The 12,427-nt window shown below is 41.7% G+C and carries 10 protein-coding genes; 2 read left to right on the top strand and 8 right to left on the bottom strand.

The window, feature by feature from the left end; translation table 11 throughout:
* Positions 1-46 precede the first annotated feature (46 nt).
* Positions 47-1,387 carry a sensor domain-containing diguanylate cyclase gene (locus MKHDV_RS02285; protein ID WP_160711859.1) on the top strand — a complete coding sequence of 447 codons (1,341 nt, stop codon included), beginning with the start codon at positions 47-49 and terminating at the stop codon, positions 1,385-1,387.
* Between the two features lie 324 nt (positions 1,388-1,711).
* Positions 1,712-3,097 (top strand): outer membrane homotrimeric porin, encoded by a 1,386-nt coding sequence (locus tag MKHDV_RS02280; protein WP_160711857.1) that lies wholly within the window; start codon positions 1,712-1,714, stop codon positions 3,095-3,097.
* A gap of 64 nt (positions 3,098-3,161) precedes the next feature.
* On the opposite strand, the gene MKHDV_RS02275 is transcribed toward MKHDV_RS02280, so the two are convergent.
* The 8 genes from MKHDV_RS02275 to MKHDV_RS02240 all read right to left on the bottom strand — a co-directional run bounded on the left by MKHDV_RS02275 (position 3,162) and on the right by MKHDV_RS02240 (position 12,404).
* On the bottom strand, positions 3,162-3,533 hold the full coding sequence (locus MKHDV_RS02275) for an antibiotic biosynthesis monooxygenase (RefSeq protein WP_160711855.1): 372 nt from the start codon (positions 3,531-3,533) through the stop codon (positions 3,162-3,164).
* A 24-nt stretch (positions 3,534-3,557) separates the two neighbouring features.
* On the bottom strand, positions 3,558-4,382 hold the full coding sequence (locus MKHDV_RS02270) for a DUF169 domain-containing protein (RefSeq protein WP_160711853.1): 825 nt from the start codon (positions 4,380-4,382) through the stop codon (positions 3,558-3,560).
* A gap of 25 nt (positions 4,383-4,407) precedes the next feature.
* Positions 4,408-4,857, bottom strand: a complete 450-nt coding sequence (locus MKHDV_RS02265; RefSeq protein WP_160711851.1) for a MarR family winged helix-turn-helix transcriptional regulator — start codon at positions 4,855-4,857, stop codon at positions 4,408-4,410.
* A 396-nt stretch (positions 4,858-5,253) separates the two neighbouring features.
* Entirely contained in the window at positions 5,254-6,636 is a 1,383-nt protein-coding gene (locus MKHDV_RS02260) for a phosphomannomutase CpsG (protein ID WP_160712009.1), read from the bottom strand.
* Entirely contained in the window at positions 6,623-8,032 is a 1,410-nt protein-coding gene (locus MKHDV_RS02255) for a mannose-1-phosphate guanylyltransferase/mannose-6-phosphate isomerase (protein WP_160711849.1), read from the bottom strand. The genes MKHDV_RS02260 and MKHDV_RS02255 overlap by 14 nt, the downstream gene beginning before the upstream one ends.
* A gap of 524 nt (positions 8,033-8,556) precedes the next feature.
* Positions 8,557-10,479 carry a nucleoside-diphosphate sugar epimerase/dehydratase gene (locus MKHDV_RS02250; RefSeq protein ID WP_160711847.1) on the bottom strand — a complete coding sequence of 641 codons (1,923 nt, stop codon included), beginning with the start codon at positions 10,477-10,479 and terminating at the stop codon, positions 8,557-8,559.
* 159 nt (positions 10,480-10,638) lie between these two features.
* A complete protein-coding gene (locus tag MKHDV_RS02245) occupies positions 10,639-11,244 on the bottom strand; it encodes a sugar transferase (protein ID WP_160711845.1) in 606 nt (201 codons plus the stop codon).
* Complete coding sequence (locus MKHDV_RS02240; protein WP_160711843.1) at positions 11,241-12,404, bottom strand: DegT/DnrJ/EryC1/StrS aminotransferase family protein; 1,164 nt, start codon at positions 12,402-12,404, stop codon at positions 11,241-11,243. Before MKHDV_RS02240 ends, MKHDV_RS02245 begins: the two co-directional genes overlap by 4 nt.
* Positions 12,405-12,427 lie beyond the last annotated feature (23 nt).

Here is a 12,427-nt window from a genome sequence, read left to right as displayed (position 1 = left end):
TAGCAATAGGTTGAGAATACCAGTTTCTTCTTTTACAAGGTTTATTATGCAAAACTCTCTTTCGACAAAAGCTATCATCACGCCTTTTGAAGTTTCTCAAGATACAGTTCAGGAAAATGAAACAGGAATGTGGTATTGGGAGCCGTTAGCAGACTCTTTGTACTTCAGCGAATCATACCTTACCTGCTTAGGGTACACTGAGAGCGAACTCCCCACATCAATATCAGATTGGATGAACATTATTCACGATGAAGACACTGAAGTTATTAAATATCTTTTAGAAAATTACATTCAGTCCGCAAAGTGTGGAAACAGATACGAACACCCACTTCGTATTCGCCGAAAAAACGGTAAGTATTCATCTGTGGTAGTCCATGGATACATTCTTCATCGTAATGCCGAACAAAAGGCAACCATGGTCAGCGGATTCCATATCAACAGCGAGCGCGTCACTGCTATCGATCATGAACAACAACGCATGAAGTTTGCTTTGCAAGCAGCAGAGGACGGGATCTGGGACTGGAACGCAGAAACAAACCATGTTTACTATAGCCATAAGTACATTGCTATGGGGGGCTATACTGAAGATGAGTTCCCACCCACAGCAGACTCATGGGCATCACGGGTTCATCCTGATGACTACGAAAACACCGTTTCCATGCAATTAAAAATTATTAATAGCCCCGAGCATGGTGACAGCTTCGAATGCGTTTACCGCTTTCTTCATAAAAAGGAATTCTGGATATGGATTCTTGGAAAAGGAGTCGTAACCAGCAGGACTGCTGAAGGCAAAGCACGCCGAGTTACTGGGGTTCATATAGACATTAACGAATTGCAAAACGCGAAAGAAAAACTCATTAAAACGTTAAAAAAAGACACACTGACCGCAGTCTACAGTCGTTATTCTTTCGAACAAAAACTCAAAACCATAACGCCTGAAGATTACCCTGTAAGTCTTATATATGTTGATGCAGACGGGCTTAAAATCGTTAACGATCTACTTGGACATACATTTGGTGATGAATACTTGCGGAAAATCTCTTCAATGCTCGCCACGTACACTCGTGACCGTGACAGTATATACCGCATCGGCGGAGATGAATTTGTCATACTGCTTCCGAACACAGGATATAACAACGCCAATGAAGCATTGTTTCGTTTAAAGAGCAAAGTTGAAGAGCAAAACAGTATTGATGGCTCGCCATTTGTTTCCTTCGGCGTATCCACAGCGATGTTCCCTGATGAACTTTGCACACTGGCTTCTAACGCTGACAGCCATATGTACAAAAACAAACGAATCACCCAAGAAAAAAGGCACGAGCTAATCCGCCAGCATTGCTTAAATATTATCGACACAACAAGCCGTGAAGGCACAAAAGCTTCATAACCCCTAAAAGCACAATCGCCACCGAACACTATCCTGCCCTCCTTCCGAACGAGTAAACACTTACTCACAAAACTTCTCCTCTAAATACTGCACAGTACTTCCTTCCAAAAGCAAAAGCCTGCTCACGAATTTTCCCCGTCACGTACTTTTTTTGTTCAAAGCACCACACGAATCATTCACACACATCTTTGGGCAATCGCCTATTCACGTGTTCATTCAAACACGTCGCAACACACAGATACAACACGCTATACGGAAAATAATTCATCCTAAAAACTCAGCGAGCTATCTTCTGTGCAAACGATTTTTTGGCACAGGAGGCGTATGAAAAACTTACTTTGTCTTTTTACTCTATTACTACTGAGCACCTTAGTCATAACGCCAGTTGCTGCCGTAGAAATCAACGCTAGGGGATCATTATGGAATGTTACGCAACTTCTAGAACATAAAAATTTTCAAGAAGATGACGAAACAAACGGCTTCACAGTACAACAACGATTTAGATCCCAGATAGAAATTCTTGCTACCGAAATGCTTTCAGGCGTCGCCTACTTTGAAATCAACCACAGATGGGGACAATATCCAGACAACAACTCCGGTCGATATGCCGGAGGAGATATTAGTACAGACGGCGTGGGAGTATTGACCAAGCGTCTATTTTTACACATTGACGTCCCTTACTTTCCATTATCTATAAATGCTGGACTGATAGGACTAACCTATCCAGGTGCTGTTGCAGGGTCCGTTATTTTGGATGATGATGTTGCCGGCATTGTTGCATCCTACGCTCATTCCGAAAAATTCAGCGCTGCTTTGAGCTGGCTTCGTCCCTTTGATGTAGACACTACTGACGATCTGTCAGTTTCGTCACACAACAAAATGGATATGTTCCTTCTTTCTCTCTACTTTGCCCCGGAAAATATGAATTTCAACACATACTTTGCGTATACAGCCCTTGGCGAAAACGTAAAGTTTGGCCGTCCCAATTTCACGTATGTCATTGGCCCTTCACTTGGTCTCGATAATAGTTTCGTAAATGTTGAACGAACAGAAAATGCGAAGGTTTTTTGGGCAGGGTTGGCTTTAACTGCAAATTTGGACACTGATTTCAAGTTACTTTTTGACGGAATTTACGGGAGACTTGATGCCAATAAGGCTGCCGCGCGTAGTGGTTGGTTCACAGCTGCAAAACTTTCTTATACCTTGGACAATATAACACCGGCCCTCACAGGCTGGTGGGGCTCCGGTGACGGCAGCAACGCCTATAAGAACGGTTCAGGCCGTATGCCTTTTGTCACGGCTTCGTGGCTTATCAGCACATACGGATTTGATGACACCCATGCTAATGAGACCGGCGTACGTATTGCTGATGCAACAGGCAAAATTGGCGCCGGAATTGTATTAGATGATATTACATATATCAGCTGGATGACACAGCAACTACGGGTACTCGGAATGTGGGGAACAAACGATGCAAGCATCGTAAAGAATGGACATTTAGATACCCCCTCATCAAACATTGCAAAATACTTAACCGATAAAGATTTTGCACTTGAAGTAGATTATGAAGCAACCATCAAGCTCTACGACCAGCTAAGCATCAGCCCCTCCATTGCCTACATCCATTTAGACCTTGATGAAGACACTTGGGGAATCTCAAACATAAGAGATTCATGGCGAGTAGCCCTCATCACAAAATACACGTACTAGCTAGAAGACCTGCGATAATAAAAAAACTCTTACATTTCGGTGTAAAAGTTTTTTCTACAGTGCATTACGCTACGCAGTGCCCTGCGACGGCAAGTTTTTTGAACAGATGGGGAGATGTCACAGCACTCTTTGGATACCCTTCGAGTCTGGATTGAAATTCGGGATTACTGAAGGCATTTCGGAAAGATTCGACGTTTTCCCAAATGGCATAGTTTACATAAGTTGGACTTCCGGCAATGCCTTTATGCAGCTGAGTGGAAATGTATCCAGCCTGTTTTTTCATATAAGTAGCATCGTGAGCCCATGCTGCAACGAGTGCTTCTTCATCTTCAGGATCCACCGTAAACACATTGATCAGAACAACTGGGCCTTCCTCACTTGAACTAATTTGATCGCGCAGGCTAATATTGTCATTCAGTTCTTTGAAACTAAGCATATCCATCCTCCATTATTCAAATAGTTACTTACTACTCCACACCTTATTACTACGCTCTATTTTTTTTTGAACGGTTTGCCAGGTTTTTGTAGTTAGGAAAGATTCATTGTAACGACTCACCATATCACTGAACATCGAAAAAGGAACGGTAAACGACAGCTCATCTGTTTTAAAAAATTTTCTAGCAGAAGGGTCCCAGCCACCAAGCACAGCCCTCTTCTGCCCCTTTGATGCATAGTGCCGTGGCCAAGCAACAAGGCTTCCGCATGCTGCCCCCCAAGGGGATGCAACAACTTCTGGATCATTGGTCACGAATACTGCCAATTGATGCAAACCACTTAAGCTTTCCGGACGTGCAAAAAAAGTTACCAATTCAGGAGTCTCGTTTTCTGCAAACTGGCTGACGGGCTTAATTACACAATACTTTTTTATCACGGGTTGTGGATCAACATATTCAAAAATTTTTCTGAGTGCGTCAGGCGAATCACAGTACCGCTCACAGTCACCCAAATTTGGACTGCCCGTTGAAACATAGTTGATAATAGTTTCTGTCTGCGGGTTCAAAAATCCGAGCCAAAATGCACCACCTGCACATCCAAACTGTTCACTGGAAAAATACGCAACGCTTTGCTTTTTTCTCGCACGCCAAATATTTCCGATGACACAAGAGAAAGATCCGAAGAGCTCTGGCCAATTTATCTTGTTTTCTATCTCTTTTTCACGGGTGGGTAATTCATTAGGTTTCGGGGAAAAACCTTCAGACGGTTCTTCGTCTGTAAAAAAAATCCCCATTGGTTCTTCATCAAGCCCCAAAGTAGAAAGAAACGTTTCCAGCGTATGTTCACTCATAGCATTCTCCTGAATCTATCTGCCGCTATAACCTTTCATACAATCCATGGATTGTTCGTATCGCAGCGTTAAGGTCATCCTCACCTATTCCATCAGCAATTTTGTTAGCCCATTCAATTTGTAACGCAGATACTTTATCAAGCGACTCACGCCCGTTGTCTGTCAAAACAACAAGTTTTGCGCGTTGATGATTAGGGTTATCCTGATATTCGACAAATCCTTTTTTCTCCAATGCGTTGGCTGTTCTCAGCACACCCTGTCTGGTTAACCCCATATTTCTCGCAATTTGAGACACAGGTAACGCCTCATCATCAATGGCACCAAGCACCTGCCAAAGCGCACTTGATAGCCCTAACCCTTTTGTTAATTGATCACCTGCAGCAAGCAACCTTCCATTCAGTTGAAAAACTTCCAGAATTAACTGAGTAAATGCCTCTGCAGAAGAAGTTCGAGATTTGTGTTGTACTTCGCTCATGACAACATACTGCCAATTTGACAACACATTGTCAAACTGCTTTCACATCAGTACACCCTTTTCACTTCGTCAGCATATAAAAGCATCATTCACAGCAACGCACTTAATAATAAGCATTTAATATCTCGACACTAAATAGATAAACAATTCCAAAGCGATCAAAAAAAAGACGCCAAGCAAAAAAAGNTCTTACACTTTCATGTAAGAGCTTTTTTTGCTTGGCGTTTTTTAAGGGGATTTGCACCTATCGTCTGCGGGAAGGACTGTGTAACTAGATACAAAAAAGTTTGTGCCTTTATCTACAGAGCTTCCACAAAGTACAAACCAAGTTAACTACATAGAAACCATAAAAATTTACACCTAACACACATCTTCAGCAGCATACCAAACACGGTATTATACTGATTGAAGTAAGCTCAACAATTCTTCCGTTTTTTGCTGCATCAACAGCTCATTACCTTTTGATTCGACATTCAAGCGAACTACAGGCTCTGTATTAGAAGAACGCAAATTAAAGCGCCATGCATCAAATTCCATACTGACGCCATCAGTTGCATCAAAATCTCTCGCAATCTGGTTATACGTAAGCCGTACACACTCAATTGCCTCTGCAGGATTTTCCAATTTCAAATTGATTTCGCCAGACGAAGGATATGCTCGAATTCTGTCTTCAACTTCCTGCTTAAGAGTAGTTCCTTTCTGGCTCAAAAGCCCAATTACGAGCAACCAAGGAATCATTCCGCTGTCACAGTAAGCAAAGTCCCGAAAATAATGATGAGCACTCATTTCACCACCGTACACAGCATCCTCTTCACGCATACGTTCTTTAATAAACGCATGCCCAGTCTTAGACTGTACAGGGATACCTCCGGCGGCCTGAACAACTTCAACGGTATTCCATGTTAAACGGGGATCGTGGATAATTTTTGCCCCAGACTCTTTTTGCAAAAAAGCCTCTGCAAGCATCCCTACAATGTAATACCCTTCAATAAACTGACCAGTGTGATCAAAGAAGAAACAACGGTCAAAATCTCCGTCCCACGCAATGCCAAGATCAGCAGTGTGGGCAATTACTGCATCGGCAGTATCCTTACGGCGTTCAGATATGAGCGGATTAGGAATACCATTGGGAAATGTGCCATCCGGTTCATGATGGACTTTAATGAATTCCACGGGAATATTGCGCTGAGAAAATATTTCTTCAATAGCATCAATAACATGCCCAGCGGCTCCATTACCTGCGTTAACAACAAGCTTAAGAGGCTTCAGTTCATCCAAAACAACATAACTCAGCAAATGATCCACGTAATCACTGAGGATGGATATCGTGTGGAACTCACCACGCAGTTCTGGAGAAACAGGTGAAAAATCCTGCTCTTCAGCAACTCGCTGCACTTCGTCCAGACCATTTGAACGAGTTATGGGTTTGCTGTCAGCCAAAACAAACTTCATTCCGTTATAATCAATGGGGTTATGCGAAGCCGTAATTTCAAGACCGCCAGCTACCCCAAGATGCTTTGTTGCAAAATAAATTTCTTCTGTTCCTGTCAGGCCAATGTCCAAAACAGAAACACCAGCATCGCGCAAACCATTTGTAGCAGCTTGCTTTAATGACTCCGAAGACAGACGAGGGTCACAACCGACAACAGCTCGAGTTGTTTCATTTTCATATACAAACTGGCCGAAAGAACGACCAATGCGATATGCAATTTCATCTGTGAGTTCAGAGCCAAGTTTTCCACGAACATCATACGCTTTAAAACAACTAAGATGCTTCATTGCACCGCCCATAGTTGTCTTCAAAACGCACAATATCATCTTCTCCCAGATAGCCACCTGATTGAACTTCAATAAGTTCTAATGGCACCTTTCCAGGATTCTCCAGAGCATGTATCACACCAACAGGTATGTAAGTTGATTCATTTTCTGAAACAAGAAAAGTCTCATCACCGTTAGTAACTTTAGCTGTACCAGAAACTACAACCCAATGCTCTGCTCTATGATGGTGCATTTGGACACTTAACTTGGCTTTTGGATTCACAGTGATGCGCTTCACTTGGTAGCGGGAACCAAAGTCCACAGAATCATATTTTCCCCAAGGGCGGAATACTTCTCTATGCGTTTTAAATTCACTGCGGCCTGCTTTTTTTAGCTCTGAAACAACTGCCTTAACATCCTGAACTGAATCTTTCGCAGCAACAAGCAATGCATCTTTCGTATCAACAACAACTACGTCTTCAAGTCCAACAGTCGCTACGAATCGGCCATCACTGTGAACAAAACAATTCTTAGAATTATGATGCAGAACATCTCCTGCAGAAGCATTTCCATCGTTATCCTTGTCCGCAACATCCCACATTGCAGACCACGAGCCGATGTCGTTCCATCCAGCATCTAAAGGAATAACCACTGCATCCTCAGTTTGCTCCATTACGGCATAATCAATAGACTCTTCAGGACAAGCACGAAATGCCTCTTCATCTAGTCGGATAAAATCAAGATCTCTAACAACATTTTCAGTCGCAGCTTCACAGGCGTCTGCTATATCCGCTCTATGCTTTCTCAATTCATCCAGATATCGACTTGCCTTAAATAGAAACATACCGCTGTTCCAGTAGTATTCATTCGAAGCAAGATACTCTTCTGCGACAGTAACATTAGGTTTTTCCACAAATTGTTCGACAGAAAATCCAGTTCCTATCTCTTCACCACGTTTTATGTATCCGTACCCTGTGTGAGCAGATGTAGGCACAATACCAAATGTTACAAGCTTTCCTGATTCTGCAAGAGGAAGCGCATTCTTAACAGCGGTGATAAATGATTCTGAATCTGCAATTACGTGATCAGCAGCAAGCACAAGTAACGTAGGATCTTCACCTTGAGAAACAAGGTGGGCAGCTATCGCAATCGCTGGTGCTGTATTGCGCCCTTCCGGCTCTAAGATGATTTTGCCAAGTGTAGAATCATTACGAAGTTGTTCTGCGACGATAAAACGATGTTCTTCGTTACAAATAACCACCGGAAATGATGTCTTCAATCCAGAGAGACGGTGTACCGTTTCCTGCAACATGGAAGAATCACTCGTTAGCGGAAGAAATTGTTTAGGATATAATGAACGGGATAATGGCCATAATCGAGTACCGGATCCTCCGGCCATGATAATTGGAACAAGCATAAGCCCTCACAATCATAATAAATACAAACAATTTAAACACTGTAGGCAACACTTACTAACAGTAAGCAACCATCTCAATGAAGCCACCCTATAGTACTGCTAGGGCATACTACGTAATATTTTCTAATAATACTATAACTAACAAATATTTATCGTCACATCTGAGCTAATAATTATCTCAATCTTGCTGACTTAATTGGGAGTCCACCCTAAACCAACAAGTTGAGGGTCAGCTACTATCCTCGCTATAGTTACAGATAACTACAGTAGTATTCGCAAGGGTTCTCCCTTAATTTACCAATCTATAATCAAAGACATTTACGAAATTAAAAGTGATTCATAAAAAAGCTCTTACACTTTCGTGTAAGAGCCTGAAGTTCTTTTACATCAAAGAGAAGACACCACTCGTGTTGGTAACATGAAAATAAGTAAAATTACACATGAATTACACCTGCCAGAACATCTCATTCGCCAATTTTTTTGCCTTAACATGTTGCCTGCAAGGCTATAGCAGGAATGCAACCTTATGATGCTACTTGATTAACAGGCCGATTAAGGTAATCAACGATAGGGGAACTCGGATTAAAGCCTACTACGATAGCCTGAAGTAATGCACGCGCAGCAGCACAATCATTCTTAACTTCAAGAGATTTAAACAACAAAAGTTTTTCCACTAATGTTTCTAAAGAGATATAGCTTTCATGGGCTTGTTTAATTTTAGGATGTTCAGTTGACTGAACATTATCCCCAACAAGCAACTCCTCGTACAACTTTTCACCAGGTCTAAGACCAACAACAGAAATTGCTACATCACCGTTAGGATGATCTGTGTCTTTAACTGTTTTACCAGAAAGTAAAATCATTCTGCGCGCCATATCAATGATCTTAACAGAGTCCCCCATATCCAAAACGAAAACATCACCACCTGTTCCTAATGCACCGGCTTGAATTACCAGCTGGGCAGCTTCAGGAATAGTCATAAAATATCGAGTGATATCTTCATGAGTGACGGTAATTGGCCCACCACTAGCAATCTGCTTACGGAAAAGTGGCACAACAGAACCAGAAGACCCAAGCACGTTCCCAAATCGAACCATACTGAACACAGTACAAGAGTCTTTTTCAGCCATTGCTTGCAGCACAAGCTCTGCGGCACGTTTTGTTGCCCCCATTACGTTTGTCGGGCGAACCGCTTTATCAGTAGATATCAAAACAAAATTTCTAACTCCGGCACATTGAGCAGCCTCTGCAAGCGTCTTAGTGCCAAAAACATTATTTTTGATTCCCTGAAAAATATTGCCCTCTACTAGTGGAACATGTTTATACGCTGCGGCATGATATACCGTCTGAATATCATAAAGTGCAAATAACTCATCAAGGCGCCCACGATCGCAAACTGAGCCTAATAATGGTATTATCATTACGTCGGAACAATTTAGTTCTTTTAAAGCACCCCGAAGTTCTTGATCAATTGTATATAAAGCCAGTTCAGTCAATTCATATAACACTAATGTCGTGGGCTCTGCACAAAGAATCTGGCGGCATAATTCCGAACCGATAGACCCACCAGCTCCAGTGACCAATACATTTTTGTTTTTAATACACGCTGAAAAAAGTTGTTCTCTTGGAGCAACAGAATCACGGCCTAGTAAATCTTCAACGTCAATATCCTCAAGCTGCTCTAATAAGGCCTTTCCAGAAACTATTGCTTCTAACGGTGGAATTGATTGTACACGCAAAGGATATCCATCAAGCTTGTCTAGCATTATACGACGCTGAGCTTGAGTCGAACTCGGTGCTGCAAGCAATACTCGGGAGGCTCCTGTTAAGGCTATCGCCTGTGACAGCTTATCAAGTCCATAGACTTTTATCCCATGAACGATACACCCTTGAAGAACCTTATTATCATCCAAAAATGCACACGGAAAAAAATCTTCACCAGCTATTAAGCTTTTCGCTAACTGAACTCCAGCCTCTCCAGCACCATAAATGATCACTGGCTCTTTAGCATTTTGTTTAAAACGCAAGTGTTGATAAAGGCTACGCACAGCCCATCGGCTTCCACCAACCAAGACAAACAACAATAGCGCATAAATAAAAGGTACAGAGCGAGGCAATGCCTCAATTCGAAAAATAAATACTACTAACAATAGAAAAAAACTTGAACAAGATACGCCAAGTAGAATTGTTCGAATTGCATTGATTCCCATAAAGTGAACTACGGCTCGATATAGTCCCAACCAAATGAAAATTACTAAGCTCCCAATTGTTACCAACCCAATTGCAAGAGGCAAGTCTTCAATAGAAGACGGCCAAAGTTCACCAAAACGCAGCCCCATCGCGCCCCATAGGGCAATTGGGATCAACATTAAGTCAATCAACAGCATTAAAACTTTTTTTTGAAATCGAGTTAACGCTAAAAGCTTAATAGTAACTTGGGGTAACATATACTTTCGTCCTTAAAATGGAGCCAACCGAACCATCGCGAGTTCATAATCAATACATGGTCGTATTTTTATGCTAGGCGATTGCAACATTCTTGCTTAATAAGCCATGCAACTATCTCAAGCAACAAACACAAGAGAGGCAGACGGTAACCGACATGATTATACCAATGCCTGTCTAATAACCTTCTTTATTGTTGCCCAAATAATAAAAAGATCATTGCAGAATGAATTGTGAGCCACATAACTCAAGTAATACTTTGCTTTTATAGGCATTATTTCATCAATATAAGTTTGCCGCGGATCCGCTTTCCCTTCCAACAAACTAGCTTCATCAGATAATTCAATAGATGCGAGATCTGTGATACCAGGGCGTACAGAAAGAATTTTGTCGCTCACATCTTTTGGATATTCATTAATAAATTCTTGAACTTCAGGGCGTGGCCCAACAATGCTCATATCTCCCATAAAAACATTTACGAGTTGTGGAAACTCATCCAGCTTTGTTTTACGCAAAAAAGCACCGACACGTGTAATACGTGGATCACACCCCACAGTAATTTTTAATCCATGCTGTTCCGCTTTGGGAATCATTGTTCGGAACTTATAAATACTAAACGGGATTCCCTTAATGCCAACTCTAGTCTGACAAAAAAATACAGGACCAGGGCTAGTCATCTTGATTATGGCTGAAACTATGAAAAGGATTGGAGACAATGCAACAAGCCCTCCGAGCGAAAACAAAATATCAAATAATCGTTTCATCATTTTTTATACGCATCCAATACATTTCGCACCGCACGAATAACAAAATTGATGTCTTCATCTGTCATGGAAGCAAAGTTTGGCAGGCTCACAATACGTTCAAATACAGCCGTCGAGTGTGGAAAAAAGTCATCTTTCAATTGATATGTGTCACGCCAATAAGGCATTCTGTGCAATGGAATGTAATGAACAGAAGTACCAACCCCTTCCTTAGCCAATTCTTCAATAAAACGATCTCGCGAAATCGTAATCTCTTCTAACTTCAAACGAAGAGAATAAATATGCCATGCATGGTAATCTTCTGAATTTATGACAGTTGGAACTTCTACAGGCAGAGCTGCAAAAGCTTCTGCATAACAATCTGCTATATAAGCTCTTTTCTTCTGAAAAACGTATGCTTTTTGAAGTTGATGAATCCCCAGAGCGCCGCAAATATCCATCATGTTGTATTTATACCCTGGAGCGACAACCTCATAATACCAACTAGGTGTTTTACTAGTAAAACGATCAAATGCGTCGCGATTAATACCATGAAGTCGCATTACCTTAATACGACTAGCAAACGCGGCATCATTCGTCGCAACCATACCACCTTCACCGGTGGTAATAGTTTTATTCGCGTAAAAACTAAATACCGTTACATCACCAATAGTACCAATAAGTTGCCCCTTATGGGTACATGGTAACGCGTGAGCCGCATCTTCTAAAACACGTACGTTGTATTTTTTAGCAAGTGCCATAATTGCTGTCATATCAGCAGCTTGCCCACCATAATGAACAGGTATAATACACTTAATATTACCATGGCTCTTCAGGAGTCGCTCGACATGATCTGGATCAATACAAAAAGTATCAGGATTAATGTCTGCAAAAACAGGCTCGCCACCAAGATACCGTATAACCTCTGCACTGGCTGTAAAGGTATGAACCGTGGTAATAACTTTATCACCACCACCGATACCTAAAGCCTCCAGAGCTAGATGCAAACCAGCTGTGGCAGAATTTACAGCAAGAGCATGCTCACAGCCAATAACCTTTGCAAAATCTTTTTCAAACTTAGCAACTTTAGGCCCAGTAGTAAGCCAACCTGAACGCAATGTATCAACGACTTCCTGTATTTCTTGTTCATCAATAACAGGCCGAGAATATGGAATAAAAGTCATAAGACCTCTTGTCCTTTGTATAG

This window comes from Halodesulfovibrio sp. MK-HDV, from assembly GCF_009914765.1.
Taxonomy (GTDB): domain Bacteria; phylum Desulfobacterota; class Desulfovibrionia; order Desulfovibrionales; family Desulfovibrionaceae; genus Halodesulfovibrio.
Note: the sequence above shows the minus strand (reverse complement) of the source record. Positions and strands in the feature narration are given on the sequence as shown.

Excerpts from the sequence above, each read along its gene's own strand:
- MKHDV_RS02285 (WP_160711859.1), top strand. The coding sequence starts at position 47 with ATGCAAAACTCTCTTTCGACAAAAGCTATCATCACGCCTTTTGAAGTT.
- MKHDV_RS02280 (WP_160711857.1), top strand. The coding sequence starts at position 1,712 with ATGAAAAACTTACTTTGTCTTTTTACTCTATTACTACTGAGCACCTTA.
- MKHDV_RS02275 (WP_160711855.1), bottom strand. The coding sequence starts at position 3,533 with ATGCTTAGTTTCAAAGAACTGAATGACAATATTAGCCTGCGCGATCAA.
- MKHDV_RS02270 (WP_160711853.1), bottom strand. The coding sequence starts at position 4,382 with ATGAGTGAACATACGCTGGAAACGTTTCTTTCTACTTTGGGGCTTGAT.
- MKHDV_RS02265 (WP_160711851.1), bottom strand. The coding sequence starts at position 4,857 with ATGAGCGAAGTACAACACAAATCTCGAACTTCTTCTGCAGAGGCATTT.
- MKHDV_RS02260 (WP_160712009.1), bottom strand. The coding sequence starts at position 6,636 with ATGAAGCATCTTAGTTGTTTTAAAGCGTATGATGTTCGTGGAAAACTT.
- MKHDV_RS02255 (WP_160711849.1), bottom strand. The coding sequence starts at position 8,032 with ATGCTTGTTCCAATTATCATGGCCGGAGGATCCGGTACTCGATTATGG.
- MKHDV_RS02250 (WP_160711847.1), bottom strand. The coding sequence starts at position 10,479 with ATGTTACCCCAAGTTACTATTAAGCTTTTAGCGTTAACTCGATTTCAA.
- MKHDV_RS02245 (WP_160711845.1), bottom strand. The coding sequence starts at position 11,244 with ATGATGAAACGATTATTTGATATTTTGTTTTCGCTCGGAGGGCTTGTT.
- MKHDV_RS02240 (WP_160711843.1), bottom strand. The coding sequence starts at position 12,404 with ATGACTTTTATTCCATATTCTCGGCCTGTTATTGATGAACAAGAAATA.